The organism is Armatimonadota bacterium, assembly GCA_036504095.1.
In the GTDB taxonomy this organism is placed as follows: domain Bacteria; phylum Armatimonadota; class DTGP01; order JAKQQT01; family JAKQQT01; genus DASXUL01.
Genome location: DASXVS010000040.1, coordinates 23,000 through 43,240, shown reverse-complemented (window position 1 = coordinate 43,240; position 20,241 = coordinate 23,000). Strand labels below are relative to the sequence as shown.

15 protein-coding genes and 1 other RNA gene are annotated in these 20,241 nt (G+C 63.2%); 6 read left to right on the top strand and 10 right to left on the bottom strand.

The window, feature by feature from the left end; translation table 11 throughout:
* Window positions 1–111 precede the first annotated feature (111 nt).
* The 3 genes from VGM51_07435 to VGM51_07425 all read left to right on the top strand — a co-directional run bounded on the left by VGM51_07435 (window position 112) and on the right by VGM51_07425 (window position 2,778).
* Window positions 112–525: a phage holin family protein gene (locus tag VGM51_07435; protein ID HEY3412874.1), complete on the top strand. Its 414-nt coding sequence runs from the start codon at window positions 112–114 to the stop codon at window positions 523–525.
* 1 nt (window position 526) lies between these two features.
* A complete protein-coding gene (gene rapZ, locus VGM51_07430) occupies window positions 527–1,387 on the top strand; it encodes an RNase adapter RapZ (GenBank protein HEY3412873.1) in 861 nt (286 codons plus the stop codon).
* A gap of 98 nt (window positions 1,388–1,485) precedes the next feature.
* Window positions 1,486–2,778, top strand: coding sequence for a YvcK family protein (locus VGM51_07425; protein HEY3412872.1), 1,293 nt, complete (start codon window positions 1,486–1,488; stop codon window positions 2,776–2,778).
* A gap of 147 nt (window positions 2,779–2,925) precedes the next feature.
* On the opposite strand, the gene VGM51_07420 is transcribed toward VGM51_07425, so the two are convergent.
* Both VGM51_07420 and VGM51_07415 read right to left on the bottom strand, forming a co-directional pair.
* Complete coding sequence (locus tag VGM51_07420) at window positions 2,926–4,206, bottom strand: MFS transporter (GenBank protein ID HEY3412871.1); 1,281 nt, start codon at window positions 4,204–4,206, stop codon at window positions 2,926–2,928.
* Between the two features lie 315 nt (window positions 4,207–4,521).
* A complete protein-coding gene (locus VGM51_07415; GenBank protein ID HEY3412870.1) occupies window positions 4,522–4,863 on the bottom strand; it encodes a P-II family nitrogen regulator in 342 nt (113 codons plus the stop codon).
* Window positions 4,864–5,105: 242 nt separating this feature from the next.
* On the opposite strand from VGM51_07415, the gene ffs reads away from it, so the two are divergent.
* From ffs to VGM51_07400, 3 genes are all read left to right on the top strand, one after another.
* An RNA gene (gene ffs, locus VGM51_07410) (signal recognition particle sRNA large type) lies at window positions 5,106–5,372 on the top strand.
* Window positions 5,373–5,518: 146 nt separating this feature from the next.
* Complete coding sequence (locus tag VGM51_07405) at window positions 5,519–6,268, top strand: hypothetical protein (protein ID HEY3412869.1); 750 nt, start codon at window positions 5,519–5,521, stop codon at window positions 6,266–6,268.
* Window positions 6,269–6,295: 27 nt separating this feature from the next.
* Window positions 6,296–9,202 (top strand): hypothetical protein, encoded by a 2,907-nt coding sequence (locus VGM51_07400; GenBank protein ID HEY3412868.1) that lies wholly within the window; start codon window positions 6,296–6,298, stop codon window positions 9,200–9,202.
* Between the two features lie 47 nt (window positions 9,203–9,249).
* On the opposite strand, the gene VGM51_07395 is transcribed toward VGM51_07400, so the two are convergent.
* From VGM51_07395 to argH, 8 genes are all read right to left on the bottom strand, one after another.
* Complete coding sequence (locus VGM51_07395) at window positions 9,250–11,775, bottom strand: M14 family metallopeptidase (GenBank protein ID HEY3412867.1); 2,526 nt, start codon at window positions 11,773–11,775, stop codon at window positions 9,250–9,252.
* A gap of 34 nt (window positions 11,776–11,809) precedes the next feature.
* On the bottom strand, window positions 11,810–12,715 hold the full coding sequence (locus VGM51_07390; GenBank protein HEY3412866.1) for an ABC transporter permease: 906 nt from the start codon (window positions 12,713–12,715) through the stop codon (window positions 11,810–11,812).
* A gap of 2 nt (window positions 12,716–12,717) precedes the next feature.
* Complete coding sequence (locus VGM51_07385) at window positions 12,718–13,707, bottom strand: ABC transporter permease (GenBank protein ID HEY3412865.1); 990 nt, start codon at window positions 13,705–13,707, stop codon at window positions 12,718–12,720.
* Window positions 13,708–13,763: 56 nt separating this feature from the next.
* Window positions 13,764–15,257 carry an ABC transporter ATP-binding protein gene (locus tag VGM51_07380; protein ID HEY3412864.1) on the bottom strand — a complete coding sequence of 498 codons (1,494 nt, stop codon included), beginning with the start codon at window positions 15,255–15,257 and terminating at the stop codon, window positions 13,764–13,766.
* Window positions 15,258–15,333: 76 nt separating this feature from the next.
* A complete protein-coding gene (locus tag VGM51_07375) occupies window positions 15,334–16,290 on the bottom strand; it encodes a substrate-binding domain-containing protein (GenBank protein ID HEY3412863.1) in 957 nt (318 codons plus the stop codon).
* A gap of 81 nt (window positions 16,291–16,371) precedes the next feature.
* On the bottom strand, window positions 16,372–17,391 hold the full coding sequence (locus VGM51_07370; protein ID HEY3412862.1) for an ABC transporter permease: 1,020 nt from the start codon (window positions 17,389–17,391) through the stop codon (window positions 16,372–16,374).
* A gap of 24 nt (window positions 17,392–17,415) precedes the next feature.
* Complete coding sequence (locus VGM51_07365; protein ID HEY3412861.1) at window positions 17,416–18,768, bottom strand: sensor domain-containing diguanylate cyclase; 1,353 nt, start codon at window positions 18,766–18,768, stop codon at window positions 17,416–17,418.
* 59 nt (window positions 18,769–18,827) lie between these two features.
* Window positions 18,828–20,240, bottom strand: coding sequence for an argininosuccinate lyase (argH, locus tag VGM51_07360; protein HEY3412860.1), 1,413 nt, complete (start codon window positions 20,238–20,240; stop codon window positions 18,828–18,830).
* Window position 20,241: the final 1 nt, after the last annotated feature.

The window sequence follows — 20,241 nt, the reverse complement described above, 5'->3', positions numbered from 1 at the left end:
ATGCGCGGTTGCGGCCGGACACGGAAGCCCGGGCTCACTATCTCGGTGTCAAGAACCGATTTGATATATACTGAATCTCAAATTGCCACCACGCTGAAGGAAGGACGAATCATGGGTTTCATCACTCGGTTGGTCATGAATGCTTTGGCGCTCTGGCTCACCGTTCTGCTGGGACAGAAGATGGGCATCGAGGGGCTCGGCTTCAAGGCCGGCGCCCAGCCGGCGAATGCCATATTCGCGACGGTCGTCATGGTGCTGGTCCTCACGGTGGTCAACGCGACCATCGGTTTGCTGCTCAAATTCCTGACGACGCCGCTCAACTGCCTTACACTGGGACTGTTTTCCTTCGTCATCAACGCCCTGATGTTCATGCTCGCGGCCGCGGTGGTTAACCAGCTCGGCTACGGCTTCCGCGTCGACACGTTCGGCGCGGGACTCTTCGGATCCGTGGTCATGGGCATCATCAGCGCCGTAGCGACCGCCCTCGTTCACGACGCCGACAAGGGCAAAAAGGACGAGGACTGACGTGCGCCTGGTCATCCTCACCGGTATCAGCGGAGCGGGGCGCACGGCGGCCCTGCGGACACTCGAGGACCTGGGCTATTTCGGGGTGGATAACCTCCCCCCCGCATTGCTCACCGATCTTGCGCGCCGCTGCCAGGCGCAGGGTGACATCGAGCACATGGCGGTCGTGATGGACTTGCGCGCCGGGCATTTCTTTGACACGTTTCCCGAAGCAATCGCCGAGGCGCGCGCGGCCGGATTCCAGATCGAGGTCATCTACTTCGACGCCACGGAAGACGCCCTAATCAAGCGATTCAAGGAGACCCGGCGCAAACACCCGCTGTTCGAAAAGGCGGGCTCTGTTGCGGCCAGCATCACCCTGGAGCGCACGAAACTCGCTCCCGTGCGGGATGTCGCCGACCGCGTGATCGACACCTCGCGGCTCACCACACGGGACCTGGCCGCGGACCTCCGCGCCCGCTACGCCACCGAAAACCGCCCGGGCGGTCTCCAGATCACCGTTGTCTCCTTCGGCTTCAAGTACGGCCTGCCCATTGACGCCGACCTGGTGTTCGACCTCCGATTCCTGCGAAACCCTCACTGGGAGCCGGCCCTCCGCAGCATGAGCGGCCTGGACCAGGCGGTCCGCGACTACATCGACGAGGATCCGCGCGCCGAGACGTTTCTGAAGCATATCGAGGATCTCCTGGCGTTCGCCGTGCCGTGCTACCGTGACGAAGGCAAGGCCTACCTCACGGTCGGCATCGGCTGCACGGGCGGGCAGCATCGCAGCGTCTATTTCGGCGAACGAATCACCGACTTCTTGAAGAGCCTGGGCTATTGGGTAACGCTAACGCACCGGGAACTGGCCTATGGAGGCTGATGTGAGAGGGCTGAGCGAACAGGGCTGAGGGCTGAGGGCGACCCCTCATCCCGGAACCCCTATCCTCTCCCTGGCCCCCAATCCGTAACCCCTATCCGATGAGAGTTATTTCGCTGTTCAAATGGTTGTACCCGGGCATGCGCGTCAAGCGCTGGCTCTTTCTCATGGGCGTCGGCATCGTCTCCATGGCGGTCGGCGCCTACCTCGCCATCGGGCTGAACGTCGTCGACTACCTCAATGACGCGGCGCGCTGGCTCTTCCTCAAGACCGGACAAGACCTGTCGACATTCTCCACGCATCTGGGCGTTGCGCTAATCATCGCGGGCATCCTGGCGGTCCTGTACTCGGTGTTCCGTATCGTATGGTCCATCAGCGACGTGCTTGCCCCGAATCGTACCGAGGGACTCAGCGAGCTCGTGTACCGCCAGCGCTACCTCTCCCACGGGCAGCGGATCGTGGTCATTGGCGGCGGCACCGGCCTGGGGACCATGCTCCGCGGCCTGAAGCGCTACACCAGCAACCTCACCGCCATCGTCACCGTTGCAGATGACGGCGGCTCGTCCGGCCGCCTGATGCGAGAGTACAACGTGCTGCCGCCGGGCGATATCCGCAACTGCCTCGTCGCCCTGGCGGACAACGAAGGCCTGATGTCCGACCTGTTCCAATACCGTTTCGAAGGCAAAGGCGAAGGGCTCGCAGGCCATTCGTTCGGCAACCTGCTGCTGCTGGCCATGGGCGCAGTGACCGGCAGTTTCGATGAGGCGATTCGCGAAACGAGCCGGGTCCTGGCGATTCGCGGCCGCGTGCTGCCCTCCACGCTGGAACAGGTCGGCCTCGTCGCGGAGTTGGCGGATGGCACGGTGATGCGCGGTGAAAGCGCCATCGGACATCACCCCGGCGGAAACCCGATCCATCGGGTTTCCCTCGACCCGTCGAACGTTCAGCCCCTGGACGAAGCGCTGGAAGCTATCGCGGAGGCCGACGCGGTCATCATCGGACCGGGGAGCGTTTTTACCAGCATCATCCCCAACCTGCTGGTCCCAGGCATCGTGGATGCGCTGCGAACGACGTCCGCCCGCCGCATTTACGTTTGCAATGTGATGACCCAACCGGGCGAGACCGAGGGATTCAGCGCCGCCGATCACGTGAACGCCATCGAGCAGCACATCGGCAAAGGGATCATCGAGATGGCGCTCGTCAACATAGGGATTCCGAGTCATGAGGTACTGGAGCGCTACGCCGAACAGCAAGCCCACGCCGTCCGCGCCGACTTCGAGGGCCTGGAAGGGATGGGCTGCCACGCGATGGCGGCCGACTTCCTGAACGAGACCGACCTCGTCCGCCACGACCCGGACAAACTGGCGGCCGCCATTATGGAGATGGTGGCCTGATGGCCTCGACCGCAACCCGTGATATTACAACTTCTTAACACCACCGTCCAGGCGATCGCCTCGTCGACGATAAAAGGCAATGTGTGCCCGCCCGCGCAATCGAACGATAGCCTCAATAACAGGGACTACAAGCCCTCTCCGCTGTGATCATCCTTCCGTGGCCCCTTCAGCGTGTGCATTCTTGAGTCTGCCTAGCAGGTACGCCGCGCCGAGACCATACACGCCTGCCGCCAGCAATAACTCATTGGGCATCGTCATCGCATCTACCAGCGCGGTTGTCATGAGCGCTCCGAACGGCATGATGCCGATGAACGTGAGGCTCTGCAGGCTCATCACGCGTCCCCTCAATTCGTCCGGCACCGTCTGCTGCAGGATGGTTGCGCCAAGGCCGAGCGCCGACGTCACGGATGCGGACATAACGGCCACCCCGAGGCAAGTCATCGCCAGGTTCAACGACCCCGGTCGCACGCCGGTCTGTCCCAGCGCCGGGCCGGCCCAGAGGATGATCATCGCCGTACAGATGCCCACAAAGCCGTGCCCGATCCTCGTCACCCGTTTCTGCTCCGGGACAACGAGCAGCGACATCGCCGAGAGGAACGCCGCGCCGCCGCCAACCGACATCACCAGGCCCACCGCGGCCGCGTCCATTTTGAGCACGTTCTTAACGTAGAACGGCATCAGGATCGCGAAGTTGGGGAATACGAGGGTCGTCGTCAGCGCGGTCATACCCAGCAGGGCCAACAATTGCGGCCGCACCCGTACGTAAGCAAACCCTTCGCGCATCGCCTCCGTGGCGGAACCGGACACGTGCGATTCGGACGGGCGGATGCTGCGGATGACCGCGAGCGTGCCGATCACGGGCAGAAAGCTGATCCCGTTGGCAACAAAGGCGCTGTATTCGCCGAGGAAGCGGATCATCGCGCCCGCGAAACCGGGACCGATCATGCGTGAGCCGTGGAAGATCGCCTGGTTCAACTGAACCGCGGCCGGAATCTGTTCGCGATCGACCAGTTCCGGCACCAGAGCCTGGTTCGCGGGCAGATCGAATGCCATCCCAACTCCCGAGATCAGGGATGCGATGATGATGTGCCAATAGCTCAGTCGATGCGCCCAGACCAGGTAGGCCAGTACGAAGGAGACAACCATGAAGAGCGTCTGGGTGACCATGAGGATCCGGCGCTTATCCAATTTGTCCGCGGCCACTCCACCGTGGAGCATCAGCACCGCCGGCGGGATAGCCGCCACGACATTCATCACCCCCAGCGCCATCGCCGAGTGAACGATGGTCATCGTGACCCACGCCATCGCGGTCTGCTGCATCCACCCGCCGGTGAGGGAAACCAACTGGCCGCCCCAGTACAGGCGGAAGTTCCTCTGCCCCAGGACGGACAGCGGTGACGGTTGGGATTGTTCGGCCGGCAAACTCACGGAGTACCTCAAGTTTCGGGGGCGATCGAAGACGTTACATTAGTATCGCCCCGAAACAGCGAGTATGAAAAGGCGGATTCCGTATCCGGCGCAGGGCGAAGCCCCCCGGCGGGATTGGGGACAATCGCCAGGGGGCTTCATCGCGGTCAGCGCCACGCCGCCGCCGCGAGACTATGGGATTCGCGAACTCCTAAGGCCATATCCCATGACATTGCGGGCTTCGATCGGCCGCAAGGGGCATCGGCCTGGTCGCTCACCGTGCCCGATGGCCCTTTCGCCCGGACTCGGGCCTCGCACTGCCTGTTGGGATAGGGTCTATATCAGGGCCGCATCCCCTGACTCTCCTGTACGTACGCGGATCGCGTTGTCCACCCGCGTGAGGAAGATCTTTCCGTCGCCGATCTCCCCGGTCTGGGCGGCGGCGGCGATCGCGCCGGCGATCTGGTCGGCCATGGGGTCCGGGACAACCACTTCGATCTTCACCTTTTCGAGGAGGTTCACCGTGTATTCGGCGCCCCGATAGCGGTGCGTCACGCCACGCTGTTTCCCCTGCCCCCGCACGGTGATGACCGTCATCCCGTGAATGCCCACGTCGTCCAATGCGTCCTGCACAGCGTCCAGACGCTCGGGCCTGATAATCGCTTCAATCTTTGTCACTTGGCGTCTCCTTGCTCGAAGAACCTGGCCCGCAATGGGCGAGCAATCCCTTTACTAATCGATGGGCCTTTCCATCTTACCCATCCTCGTGATGCCTCTATCATAGTGGCGCGGTGTTACGCGTCGGTTGCGCAAATGTTAACTTCATGTCACGCGTAACCGCGTTCGATGCCCGGCGCGCGCCTCGACACGCCCCCGCCAAAAGCGGTAGAATACCGTTGCTGACAGCATTAACAGTTTGATCGTGCTAGACGGGGGACTAGCAGTACCCTGTGACCCGCAATCTGCTTCAGCGGGGTTGAATCCCCAACCGAGGCGCCGCATTGTCGGGAACGGATCGGAGCGGCCATGTTGATGGCCGGGTCCCGCGCAACATCGGCCCCCTAACCCCGCCAGGACCGGAAGGTAGCAACGGCGTGGGGTGTCCGGTGGGTGTTGCGGAGTCGCCTGGCCGGAATGGCTGTAACGGGACCCGCCCGGGAACGTGTGCGTCGGAGAAGGGTGCACGATCAAAACCTTGGCGGGATTCGGCGGACGGACGGCAGATAAATATCCGCCTCCGAACTCTGAATCCCGTATCGGCGTCATTCATAATGTTGTGGCGCTGCCCCATCCCTCAAACTATAGTTGCCGCAAGACCACCAAGGAGTTCCGTATGAGAATGATTGCTCTCTTTGGGTTGCTGGCCGGCGTGGGATTGCCGGCGCTAGCCCAGGCACCCGCCAAGAGTCCGGTTCTGCCCGGCAATGTCTCGGTTCATCCCGTGGATGGTGACGTCCGCGAAACACTGCGCTCGATGGCGAAGCAGAGCGGCGCCAGGCTTCTCATCGGCACCGAAGTCACCGGCAAGCTCACGGTAACGCTGAACGATATTTCGTTTGAGGGCGCCCTGAGCGTCATCACTCAAACCGCCGGGCTCCGCTGGAGCCGCATCACCGTTCCCACGGAGAAAGCGGACTCCCTGACGGCGGACCACGCGGCGGATCTCGTTTTGGCAGCGGACACGTTGAAGAGCGCCGGTGTCGTTCAGGTGCAGGTTGCCGGGCCGACGGTTGTCACCCTGGCCAACGCCGCCGCGGCTCCCGCGGGCTCGGTGAGCGTCTATCTCGTTCAGACGAAGGCCGATCCGGCCGCCATCAAAGCCGCCCGCGAGGAAGCTCGAAGGAAAGCGGCGGACAAAGACCAGACAGCCCGGGAGGGAGCCATGGCCCGGATCATGAGCCCGGAAGCGCGCAATGACCCCGGCCTCGTCAAGGCGTTCACCGCCGTGCAGAGCCTTCAACCCGACCAGATTGCGGTCTTGATGAGGGAGTTCATGACACACTCCACCCCGCAGCAGATGCAGCAGATAGGTGAGGCGATCCAGCGCCACCGCGTTCCGCTTGACGGCAGCCTCCCACAGTAACTGGGGTGACCGGTCAGGAGGATTACCGTGGCCCACTCCATCGCCGCACGGTCAATCGCGGCCGCCGTGGTTTCGTGTATCGCAGTCCCCATCGGGCAGGCCGCGTCTCCGATGCGGCCTGCCGCCGCGTTCGTCTGCGACCGCAACCCGACACGGGCCGGTCTCGCGCTTGAGAGCTCACTACGTAGCGCGGGATATACAGTCCGTCGTCTCGATTTCGACGCTGCGCTGGCCCCGTCGAGCCTGAAGCCGTTCGAGCTGCTGGCTCTTCAGGACGCCACAACACTGCCGGCCGCATTCCACAAGCCGTTGAACGAATTTCTGCACCGTGGCGGCAACCTCATAGCTTTCGGCCTGCCTGCCTGCAAGTACCCGCTCCTCAAGGTCATGGGCAAGTTCGTCAACGCCGATGAGTACGCACGAACGACCGCATGGACGCCGACCGGCAACCCCATCATCGATCTCGCCACCTCCGACCTCACCAAGTGGACACGGTCTTCAAACACGCCGGCATCGCCGACAGTCGCCTCTATCGACCATATCGGAACGGACGCGGCGTTGCACGTCGTCATACCGGACCTCACCAGCTGGGATACGTTCGGTCCGCCACCCATCGACCAGCCATTCCGGCCCGGCGACAGCGTGACGGTTTTCTGCGCGAAGGGCGGGCCCAAGACCAACTCTCTGGCGGTGGAGTGGGAGGAGAAGGACGGGTCACGCTGGATTGCCACGGTGCCTCTCACCCGGGAATGGCGCCGCTACGAGTTGCCACCGACGGCCTTCCGGTACTGGAACAGCAACCCGAACCGGGGGAGAGGCGGAGACGTCCTCAATCCGGCGAATGCGACGCGATTGAGCTTTGGACTGGCATTCTCGCATACCAGCACCGGCGGCGGACGGCAGGAATACTGGGTGGGCAACCCGGGCACGGCGACCAGGGAAGAGGCCCCCATTTCGGCGCTGAGCGCCGAAGAGGAGATCGACGGTCTATACCCCGGCTACAAGTCGTTCACGGTTCACGGCGCCGCGTCACTCAAAGGCTTTGGCGCCCGGTTCCTGCTGCCATCGGGGGTCTCACTGCGATCTCCCCATCCACGCCCATCTGGCGCCGGCTTCAACAAGGGGCGCCGGGTACGCTTCGTTCCCCTTCTCACCGCGGAGTCTGCAGGCGGCGCTTGGAGAGGCGCTCCCGGCGCGATGTACATTCACAACGGCGCTCGATATGGACGCGGCGTATGGGCTCTATTCGGGTTCACGGATCCCCGAATCGTCAGCGACCCAAGATTCGTGCGCGGTCTCACGGCCTTGTCGAAGAAGATGCGCGGTCCACTTCTCGTTGAGGGAGGCTCCGACTGGTACACATACTTCCCGGGGCAGCCGGTGCGAATCGGCGCGTATGCCGTCGGTCCCGGCGTGGATGGCGTCAACATCGGGATGACGATCACGGATAGCAGAACCGGTCACATTGCCTTGCGGTACCGGTGGCCGGCCAACGTGCGTGTAAGGCGGCTCCCATGGATGCCTCCGCGGGGTGCAAGTGGACCGTGGAAGGTACTGACCGTTCTGGAGAAAGGCCGGTCTCAGATCGACTCCATCACCCAGGACATCCACGTTTGGGCGCCGCCAGCGAAGCCTTCGTTCGTCACAACGAAGGCCGGCCAGTTCCGGCTGAACGGTAAGCCGTGGAAGATCAACGGCGTCAATTACATGCCGTCATCCGGCGTCGCGCGGGACAGGCCGGACGACGACAAGGACTTCGAGTTCTTCTTGGATCCCGCGCCGTACGACCCGGAGATCATCTCCCGGGATCTGGATAACGTCAAACGGCTTGGGCTCAACGCCGTCAGCATCTTCGTCTATGATCGCTCGCTGAAATCCGGAAACCTGCTGGACATCCTCCGGCAATGTCGGGAAAGGGGACTCAAGGCGGACGTATCCCTGCGGCCGGGGACGCCGATGGACTTCCTCTGGGAGCAGATCCGCCCGCTCATCACAACGTACCGGCTGAAGGACAACGACACTGTCATCGCCTATGACCTCGCCTGGGAGCCGTTTTTCGGCGGACGGAGCGAGCGCGTGAAGTACGATGGGCTGTGGACGAAATGGGTCGAGCGCAAGTACGGCTCGATTGAGGCGGCAACGAAAGCATGGAACTACGCTCCTCGCATCGCAGGCAATATCCTCGAAGGAGCGGGAAACGCCGAACTCATTGCAGACGGCGACTGGACGAAGTACGTTGTGGATTACCGGCGGTTTGCCGACGACCTTGTCGGCCAGCGATACTCCCGTGCGCGCAGCCTGGTCCGTTCGGTCGATCCACATCACCTGGTCTCCTTCCGCATGACGGAAACCAGCAATCCGACCTACAACTGGGACGCCAATCTGCCATACGATTTCCGCGGCCTCCGTAACGCTGTGGACTTCTTCGCGCCGGAGGGATACGGACGCATGGGCGCCTGGGACCACACGAAGGACGGCTGGTTTGAGGTTGCGTACGGTCGTGCCACAAACCCGAACCTGCCCGTCATCTGGAAGGAGGCAGGCAAATCCGCCTGGCAGCCCGGCACGGATGATGCGCCGCCCGAAAGCCTCAAGGAACAGGGCGATCAGGTGGCAACGTTCTACCGCATGATGATCGCCTCGGGCAGCAACGGGATCTACTGGTGGTGGTATCCAGGCGGCTTCCGAACCGGCGAGGACAGCGATTACGGGATCATTAACCCGGACGGCACGGCTCGTGCGTCGACGAAAGCCATCCTTGCCAACGGTCCCGCGTTCCTCAAGGCTCCAGCCCCGCGAAGGACCAACGCCTCCGTAATCATACGCCTTGACCGGCACGCGACCGGCCTGTACGGGGCATACAGCGACGTGAAGGACCCGTTCTGGTCGCTCATCGCGGCCGGGATGAACCCCAGAATCATCGTCTCGGAGTAAACCACGATAGGAGCCGCCATTATAGCCGGCTCCTTTCCGGTTCATCCCTACCTTGGTCCCAGCAGCACTGCGTTCGCGAACAGGCGGCTGGTCACGTCCCAGTAGCCGCGCTGGTTCGGATCACCGGCGAAGAGCAGCACGTGCCCTTTTCCCTGCGTCTCGTCCACCAGGTACGCCTTGCCGGCGATCGCCGGGCGCATCTTGTCCCACACCAGCCCGGACAGCACCAGACGGCTCTCCTGAACGAAGACCGCCGCATTTCGCCCTTCCACGCTGGGAGTCAGTATAAGGTCGGTCGAGCACAACACGTGGCTCTCGTCGCCGAAACCCAGAGTGGCCCACTGGTGGCGGTCCAGCGTCACCCGGAGCGCGGCGCCCGGCACCCTCTCCGGCCGGAACTCCGGCGGGACGATCTCTTCCTTTTCGGCCTTTGCCTCCGGTCCGGCATCACGCAGGTCGGTGACGGCCCGGCTGGTCGTCCAGTCCTTCCCCTTGCCGGCGATGCAGGCGGCCGCCCCCCCGATCGCGATCAGCGTGCCGCCTTGCCGCACCCAGTCGTGCAGATTTTTCCAGAGGTCGTCATCCAAATGCGCGGCGTAGCCTTCCTTCCGGCCGTCAGGAAGCACGATGACATCGTACTTGCGCAGGTCGGCGTCTTTCAGACGATGCGCTCGGACCGGGGTGAACGGAAGATCGAGGCGCTGTTCGAAAAGGTGGGCCATCCAGCCGTACGACAGGGTCGATGTTGGTTCGGCGTAGAGCACGGCCACCCTCGGGAGCTTCACTAGCGCCACATGGTCGCTTCCCAGATTGATGCCCTCATCGGTCCACGCGGAATCGACACCAACGAGTGCCGCGCCATATTCTGTCGCGGCCGCTGCGACCTTGCCGCAGACGTCCTCCCACGGCAGGGGCTGATCGCTCTGTTTGATGATGAACGTGCCACTCCGGTAATCCTGGCCGCCCACTGCGAAATCCCTCCGCGCCACGTGAACGCGCACACCCTCGTTCAGCAACCCGCATAGAACTGTGAGCGCCGCCATCGAGTCAGAGCGGATCAGGAATCCGTATTCCGGTTGGCTGACGGGCTTGAGTGGTCTGGGTTTCCACGGCTCACCGGTGAGGTTTGCATCCTTGAGCGAGAAGGCGCGGACTCCCAGCGCCAGAGGGAGCGACCAAGCCGTGTGGTCGTATATCTCCGCCGGCATGCGTTCGGCAAGGCGGCGCATTTGTTCCGCAACAAACGCGGAATCGATCTCCGTCTCACGCTCCAGAAGCGCCCGAGCGGCGCGGCCTTCCGGTTGATCCAGGCGGACGATAATCGAGCCGGCGTCGAACTCCGTCATTTCCTCCTCGCCGCCGTCATACGGCCGCGCCGCAACAACCGTACGTTTCCTCAAGCGCTCTACAACGATGCCTTGCGCCGAGAGCAGGCTCGCAAGGTGTTCGGCGGGCGTGCCGAAACCAGAGTCCGGGAAGACGTAGGCGGCGATGCCCGCATCGGGGATCGATTTCGCCGCGCCGGCGAAGTACTCCACGGTGTCCTTCAAGAGATCGGCGCGCCGCTCCGCGGCGACGCGGCAGACCGTCAGCGATGCCACAAAGTGGTGCCGAATGGCCTCCTCAAACGTCAGGAGCGTTCCGTCTTTGCGCTCAACCTCGATGCCGGCCGCCGATGCCTGCTCAAACGTCATCCCGATCGAACCGTGGATTGAGGGGAATGCTTCCCCGTAGCCCGGGAAAAAGGCGTCGAATATCTCGCCGGTCCAATAGTCCCAGCCGTTGGCATCGAATGTCTTGCCGATCCGGCGCCCCATGTGCTCCCACCAGCGAAGTATGTGCTCGCCCAGGTTAGGGTTCATTGGGCGCGCCGGGGGAGGGAAGAAAAAGCGGCTATCCCACCACATTTCGTGCAAATCCGCGACGACCTGAGGCCTCCAGGACAGGAACGCGTTGACCCGAGCCTGCGATTCGGGCTGGGTCAGCGGAAACCAGTCACGGTTCATATCGAAGAAATAGTGGTTCCCGCGTCCGCCTTCCCACGGGTCCCAATGCTCGGCGGCGTCTGCATCGCGGCGTGGTTTCAAACCGAATAGCGAGTAATAGGAGTTGACCGAACGCGCGCGACCGTCCGGATTCTGGCACGGATCGATGCATACAACAGCGTTGGAAAGCAGAGGGTCGGAGCCATCGGCCAGGCAGGCGGCGAGTGCGACGGCGGCCTCGGCGGTCGAGTGCTCATCGCCGTGCACGTTGGCGATGATCCAGACCGTCGCCGGCAAGTCGACGGGAGGATTGGAGGCCTTGGCGACCATCGACTGGTTGGCCTTGCGAATCTCTCCCAGGCGCGGTTTGTTGACTGCGGAGGCGATGGTCAGCAGTTGAAGCGGCCGGCCCTCGACTGAATGGCCGTATGTTTCGAGCGAGCACGTCTTCGGGTGTTTCTTCGCGATGCCCTGAACCGCCGCCCCCACCTGTTCGGGCGTGCTCAACCGCTCGCCCGGCGCATAGGCCATCAGCGCCGTGTACTCTTTGGCCGCTTTCAACCATTCCGTGCTCAAAGTCGCGTCCATGTCCCGATTCCTTTCGCGAACGGCCATTATCGGCTCAGCGTCGATATGGCTTCGCCAGGGCCGCGGGGCCCGAAGCCCCGTCGCGCCGCAGAAGCGCCAATGCCAACAGAGTTGCCGCGTACGGCACCATTTCGATCACTTGTGGGGATACGCCGATCCCGGTTCCCGGCAGCGCGTATTTGCACTGGGCCGCTGCGCCGAAGAACAGCGCGCCGGCCACCATTCCCCAGGGCTTCCATCGCCCGAATATGACCAGGGCGAGGGCGATGAACCCCCTGCCATTCGTCATCCCCTCCACAAATGTATTGCCCTGCGCCACCGAAAGGTAGCCGCCACCCAGCCCGGCGAGCGCGCCGCCGATGAGAACGGCCAGGAAGCGGAGGCGCACCACCGAGTAGCCCGCCGTGTCCGCCGCCTCCGGCTTCTCGCCGCACGCCCGCAGCATCAGGCCGGTCCGCGTACGGTACAGAAACCACCAGACAATTGGAGCCAGCGCGATTGAGACCGGCACAAGCGGGTTCTGGGTGAACAATAAGGGTCCGATCACCGGAATCGATCCGATGATCGGCCATTTGACGGGACCCAACGGCGTAATCGACAACGTGGCCGACGACAGCGAGTATGCTGCCCGGTAGATTGCGCCCGTCAGACCGAGCCCCACGAGGTTGACGCCGGTTCCGGTGATGACCTGGTCCGCGCGCAAAACAACCGTCATCAGAGCAAACACGCCGGCCATCGTGGTTCCCGCGATGACGGCCGCGAACAGGCCGGCGACTGCGGAACCGCTCGCATGGGCGCCCATAAACGCCGCGAGGGCGCCACAGAGCATCATGCCTTCCAGGCCGATGTTCAGCACGCCCGCCCGTTCCGAAATCAGTTCACCCAGCGCCGCCAGGAGCAGCGGCGCCGCCAGAATCATCGCCCCGTGGAGGAAATCCACCGTTACGTCTCCCTCGCGGCGCGCACCGCCAAAGCCGTCCGCACGCCCACGATGAATATGACCACACCCTGCACCACCTGCGCGACCACATGCGACACGTTGGCCTGCGCCTCCATCGCGCCCGCGCCCGCGTCCAACGCGCCGAAGAGGAGGGCCGCCAGGCACACACCGGCCGGACGCAACTCCCCGAGGAGGGCGACCGCTATCGCGGTGTAACCCCAGCCCGGCGAAAAACTATCCGTGAGTATGTGGTTCACACCCATCATTTCCACGGCGCCCCCCAATCCCGCGATGGCCCCTCCCAGAAGGAAGACGTGCCAGATGATCCGCGGCGGATCGAAGCCGGCGGCCTCGGCGGCCTTCAGGTTCTGCCCCACGACACGCACGCGATAGCCGTGCACGGAACGAAAGAGCCATACGCCGATGGCGGCCGCCACGACGATGGCAATGAATAGCCCGGCGTGCACCCGCGCCGGCGGGACCAGTACCGGCAGCGTTGCGGCCGGCGAAAGCGGCTCCGACTGCGGATAGGAGCGCGCCTTTTCGATGAGCGGTCCGTGAATCAGCGCGCTTACCAGGTTCAGCGCCAGGAAGTTCAACATGATCGTGGCGATGACTTCCGGCACGTTGCGCTTGACCTTCAGGAACGCCGCGATGCCCCCCCAAGCCGCGCCCGCCGCCGCGGCGGCCACGAAAAGCATGGGAACGAGCGCCCAGGCAGGCCACGCCTCGCCCGCCCGCCCCAGCGCGGCCACGGCGGTGGCGCCCGCAAGCAGCTGACCTTCCGCACCGATGTTCCACACGCCACCTCTGAAGGCGACCGCAACGGCCAACCCCGTGAACAGCAACGGAATTGCGCGCACGAGCGTTTCGGAGATCTCATAGCGCCCGCCTAACGCGCCGGAGAGGAAGGCGGCAAACGCCTGCGCAACACTGCCGCCTGTGGCCAAAATCACCACAGCGCCGATCAGCAGCCCCGCGACCAGGGACATCACTACCGAAGATAGTCCCGACCGGAGGAATGACCGATACGCCCTGGTCAAATGGCTCATTGCGCCGCCCCGGACGGCGGCGCGCCACTCGATCTGCCGAGCATCATCCCTCCCAGAACGTCGCGGTCATCCGCCGTGGACCCGGGCGACAGCGAGCCGACGATCCGTCGATCATACATCACCGCGATGCGATCTGAAAGCGTCAGCAATTCGTCCAGCTCGCTCGATATCAGAAGGGTCGCTCCGCCGCGGGCTCTGTGGTCCCTCAGGGCGTTATGCACGAATTCCGTAGCGGATACATCCAGCCCGCGGGTCGGGTTTACCGCGACAAGGAGCCGGGGGCGGCGCCCCAGTTCGCGCGCCACCACCACCTTCTGCTGGTTACCGCCCGAAACGCCGCCGACCGCCATCTCTGCGCTAGGCGTCCGGATATCGTATTCGGCAATCATCCGCGCCACCTCGGCGCGCATACGCGGCGCGTCTACCCATGGACCGTGATGCGGCAAGCGGTCCCCGGACAGAAACAGGTTTTCGCTGACTGACATGGTGAGTGCAAGCGCCACGGCATGCCGGTCGTCCGGAATGTGCGCCATGCCCCAGCCAAGCCGGCGCGCCACCGGCCATCTTGAAGCATCCACAAGCCGTCCGTTTTCGCTGAGACGCACCGCGAAATCCGGTCGCAGTCCGACCACCGTTTCCGCCAGTTCCGTCTGCCCGTTGCCCTCGACGCCGGCCACGCCAACCGTTTCGCCGGCCCGGATTCCACCCAAGCCGGCCGCGCCAGTTTCCATTACCATATCGCCCGGAGCCGCTGGATCCAAAGGCTGCGGCGCAAACAACGCCCGGCCGATCATCGCCGAGGAGAGCACGCCCTCGTTAACCTCTCCTCGCGTCGCCGCAAGCTCCACCTTCCCGCGTCGAAGCACGATGACGTCGTCCGCGATGGCCAGCGCTTCCGGGAGTTTGTGCGTAATGAGGATGAGCGAGGCGCCCTCGTCCCTCAGGCGGGCCAGCACGCGAAATAGATCCTCGACCTCTTTGGGAGCAAGCACAGCCGTCGGTTCGTCGAGGATGAGCAGTCGCGTCGGGATACTGAGCGCCTTGAGGATTTCCACACGTTGTTGCAGACCGACCGGCAGACGGCCGGCAATTGCATCCGGATCGACCGGGAGACCCATGCGGTCCATCATGTTTCGAGCCGCCTCACGCATCTTGCGGGGCGCAACGCTGGAATGTGCGGGAGCGGCAAGGGCGAGGTTTTCCGCGACCGTCATCGCCGGCACGAGGGTGAAATGCTGATGCACCATTCCGATGCCGATCGCGCGCGCGGCGGCCGGGTCATTGAGGTGTACGCGGCGGCCGTCCCACGTCAGTTCGCCGCGATCGGGGCGACACATCCCGTAGGCGACCTTCGAGAGGGTGGATTTTCCCGCTCCGTTCTCTCCCAGGAGCGCAACGGCCGCGCCGGCGCGCACGGAAGCGGAGACGCCATCCAAAGCGGCGAAATCGCCGTAGCGAACCGTGATATCGGTCAGTTGGAGCAGAGGCATGGTCAGCATCCAGCATACAGCATCCGGCGAGCATCTTTCACCCCACCCGGCGGATGCTGAACACTGAACGCCGCGGCTAGAATCCCTTGCCCTGGTACTGCGCCGCGTTTTCCTTTGTGATCTGGATGGTAGGCAGCGTAATGCGCTTCTCGACCTTCTTGCCTTCCAGCACGGCGATCGCGGCCTTCAGACCTTCGGCCCCCGGTCGGGGATACACAAAGGTCGCCGCCATATCACCTTTGGCAACGGCGTCAATGGCTTCGTTCTGGCCGTCCACACCGATGACGGCGATGCTTTTCAGGAGCCCGCGGTCCTTGAGGACCTTGACGGCTCCGAGCGCCATTTCGTCGTTGTGCGCGTAGACCACCTGGATGTTGTCGTTGCCCGTCACGATGGTGTTCATGACGTCGATGGCGGGGCCCCGCTTGTAGTCCGCCGGCTGGCTGGCGACGATCGGGTATTTCTTCAGATCGCCGAGGCCGTCGCGGAAGCCTTTCGCGCGTTCCCGGGTCGCTGTGGCGTCCGGAATCCCCGCGATCTCAACGATTCTGGCGCCATTGGGGAATTTGGACTTGACGTACTCGCCGGCCTGCTTGCCGATGAGCGTGTTGTCCGCGCCAACGAGTGTGGTGTAGTTGGGACCGTCGATGCCGCGATCCAGGAGGATAACAGGAATGCCCTTCTTGAAGATCTTGCTCACTTCCGGCGTCAGCGGTCCGCTTTCCTTCGGGCTGATCATCAGCGCGTCGATGCCCTGTGTATCGAGCGTCTCCACCTGGTTGATCTGAGTGCTGGCCACGTTCTGCGCGTCCTGCTTGTTCACGGTGACGTTTGAATGCAGCTTCTCCTCAGCCTCCAGTTCGGAGTTCATGGCCTTGCGCCATGGATCCTGCAACGTGCTTTGAGAGTATCCGATCACAAAGGTTTTTCCGGCGGGGGCGGCCGGCGCTCCGTTGCCTGGAGCCGTCTTTGGAGTGCAACCGGCGAGGAGTGCCACGCCGAACGCGGAAAGCATTACTGTCTTGTTCACCATTGAAATCTCCTTCTGGGGGTATCGACGTCTACCGAAGAATGGCGGGCGCGCCCCGAGGGGAGTGAAGCCCGCGCACCGAAATCAATTCTTGCGCTTCGTCTGAATGAGTACTCCGATCACAATTGCCAGAGCGCGGATGCCGCCCTGGAGGTAAGGATCGACGTTTCTTAGCTGCATGACGTTGATCAAAATGCCTACGAACAACACGCCGATGACGGTGCCGCCGATGGTCCCGACGCCTCCCATCAGGCTGGCGCCGCCGATCACCGCCGCCGCGATGGCATCCAGCTCGAGGTTGAGGCCATAGAGAGCCTGTCCGCTCTGTAGTCGCGCTGTGTAGACCAGCGCGGCTATGCCCGCCAACGCTCCGCTGATGACATAGACGGACGCTTCGATCACCCGTATGTTGATGCCGCTGAGGCGGGTCGCCTCGGGGCTGCCTCCCAGCGCGTAAACGTAGCGTCCGTATCGCGTTCGAGTGAGCACGATCCAGGCGCCAACCGCCACAAGCAGGAAGATGACGCCGGATATCGGAATCCCGGGGAACGCATGCGGGTCCGTGCGCTGGGTCGCCGGGGGGGCGAAGAGGAACAGGTCGAAAAACTGAATGGACTGCGGCAGCTTGTCGCCGATGATTATCGGGGAGCCATGGCTGTAGAGCTGCCCCATGCTGATCGCGCCAACCTGCATCGCCAACGTGGCGATGAATGGCGGGAGGCGAAGCCCGGCGACAAGTATCCCGTTTGTAAGACCGAGCAGAGCGCCGATTCCAAGGCAGGCCACGATCGCCGAACCCGGCGCGACCTGCCCGGATTTCAATATCCCGGCGGTCACAACCCCGGCAAAAAGCATCATGGAGCCGACGCTGAGATCGATTCCCGCGGCGAGGATCACGAAGGTCATCCCGACCGCGAGTATGCCGACCACCGAGTTCTGGCTGATGACCTGGACCAGATTGCGCGGCGTCAGAAAGCGGTCGGAGAGTCCCGCCGCGACAAAGAACATCAGGGCCAGGACGATAGAGCTGCGATATTGCAGGAATGCCGCCGGTCGACGCGGTTTGCTTTTTGATGGGTTTGATACGGGGTCAGGGGTTGACATGGTTTGAGGCATAAACGGGAGTCACTATGACGCCGAAAATGGCACGACACAGTTCTTGCCGCGGCGCTTCGCTTCATACAGCGCGTGGTCGGCGGCGTCCACAAGTTCAGTCTTGTTGCGGGCGTCCTGTGGATATGACGCCACGCCGATGCTCACGGTCACGGGTTGGCTCTCTCCTCCATCCACGTGGAATCGTTCATCAGCTATGGTAGCACAGAGGCGTTCAGCTAGTATCATCGCTTGATCGCGCTGTGTTTCCGGGCAGATGACGACGAACTCCTCGCCCCCGTACCTTGCGGCGATGTCCACCGTTCGCAGATCGGCCTTCAGGGTATGCGCTAGGTCCGCGAGAAGACGGTCCCCCGCAGGGTGGCCGAAGGTATCATTGAAGACCTTGAAATCGTCGATGTCCATCAGGATGAGCGAAACGGCCCGGCCGTAGCGCTGCGCCCTGCTCACTTCCTCATCCAGCTGATCCTGAAAGTGCCGGTGGTTGAACAGCGACGTTTGAGCATCGGTAAACGCCAGGCGCCTGAGATCCTCCTCGAGCAACGCCCGCTGAACCGGAAACACCACGCTGTTCGAAAACTCCTCCGCGCGGTCCACAGCGTGAGACGTGAACGCATCCGGCCGGTGGCTTCCGAAGTACAGCAGACCGACCAGGCGCTCGACACCGAGCAGAGGAACAAGGAGTATCGATTTTGCAGGCGGATCTATTTCCGAGTACCGCGTCGCGGTAATCGACGTATCCGCTACCACTTGCGGCCGTCCGTCCTTTGGTGTCCAGCCGTGATCGTCGTCGTGTATGGAGATTCGCACAGATCTCCCGTCGCCTTCGATACCGCTGGCTACACGAACGCGCAATGAGCTGCCTTCGGTCAGGAGAATCGCACAGGCGTCCGTTTTCAGGAGTTCGCGCTGCTTGAGGATCACCAGGTCGAGAGTCATGTTCAGGTCATACGCGGCGCTCATCATCTGCTGGACATCGAGAGCCGTGCGCGCGGCCGCTGCGTCATCGGCCACATCGGTCCGTCGGGCGTCCGCGCGCTCGATCAACGTGCGGGGCACCAAAGCAACGGCGACGAAGGTGGCAAGATGCACCAAATGCCCAGACACCCCGTATTGCGCGGATTCAGGGTGAACCGCCCAAAGGGCCAGGTACAAGACCATAGTCCAACCCGCCATGGTCAACGCAACGGCCACGGAACGGAAACCCGCCGCCACCAGCGGCACGTACATCAGCCCCAGCCACGGCGAATTCAGGCCGCCTGCAAGATGAGCGATCGCTGCGACGAGCACGGGTAAAAAGCCGAGTGACACCAGCGACAATTTCGCCGGCGCCGTACCCCGCAAGTTTTCTGGGCCGAGAGCACTCATCGTATGGTTCATCCGAACCGTCAACCCCTTTGTTCGACGCGCCGAGAATTCGACCTGAATCAGGCGTTTTCGCCACCGTCCTCTTCGTGAATCTCCTCAGCCGCCGCCAGGATAGCGCTCGCCTCTTCCAATTGCGCCCTCACCGCCGCCGGCGCCGTGCCTCCGTACGAGCTTCGGGAGGCGATGCTCTGTTCCACGGTTGGCACAACATAGTCAGCCGCGAAATACGGAGAGAATGCCTTGAGGTCCGAATTGCTCATCGATTCCAGAGCCGCATTTCGCTCAATGCACTGGCGAACTATCTTGCCGACGACTTCGTGCGCCTGCCGGAACGGCAGCCCCTGCATGGCGAGGTGATCCGCCAGGTCGGTGGCCACCGAGAACCCCGCGGCTGCCGCGGCGCGCAGTCGATCGGTGTTCCAAGCCGCTGAACGCAATATCGATTCCATCAGGACAATCGCCGGGTACAGCGTGTCCACGGAATCGAACAACGCTTCCTTGTCTTCCTGGAAGTCCTTATTGTACGCCAGCGGTGTACCCTTGAGCACTACGAGGATCGCCTGCAGGTTTCCGAACACCCGGCCCGACTTGCCGCGAATGAGTTCGCACAGGTCCGGGTTCTTCTTTTGCGGCATGATACTGCTGCCGGTGGCGTACGCGTCGTTCAGCTCCACAAATCCGTATTGCGGCGTGCTCCAAAGGATCAATTCCTCGCACAGCCGCGACATGTGCGCGATACAGACCGCCGCGAAGGAAAGGAACTCGATGGCGAAATCACGATCGCTCACGGCGTCCATGCTGTTCGGGTACGGCGCGTCGAACCCAAGTTCCTCTGCGGTTGCATAGCGGTCAACGGGGAACGCGGTGCCCGCGAGTGCGGCGGCGCCGAGGGGACACATCGCCGAACGGTTCAAGGCGTCCGTCAGGCGACCGGCGTCACGCTCGAGCATCCAGAAATAGGCCAGCAGGTGGTGCGCCAGGGTTACGGGCTGCGCAGGCTGGAGATGGGTGAAGCCGGGCATCACCGTCTCGACGTGCTCGGCCGCGATCTCCACGATGGCTTTCTGCAGTCCCCGGATTGCGTGGCCGATTCGCGTGCCCCAATCCAGGACGAAGAGGTGCAGGTCGGTCGCCACCTGGTCGTTGCGGCTGCGGGCGGTGTGCAGTTTGCCGGCGGACGCGCCGATCAGTTCCTGCAGGCGCGACTCCACGGCGGAGTGGATGTCCTCTGCGCCGCGACGGGGGAACTGCCCGTCGGCGAACTCCACCCCGATGCGGCCCAGGCCTTCCACCATCTCACCCAACTCACGCGCATCCAGCAGGCCCTGCGCCGCCAGCATATTCGCGTGCGCGATGCTCCCATTGAGATCGTACATCGTGAGGCGCCTGTCAAACGTCAGGCTGTCTCCATACTCCCGCGCCAGAGGATCGGATTGACCCTCGAATCTGCCACCCCACATCTGCTGGGCCATA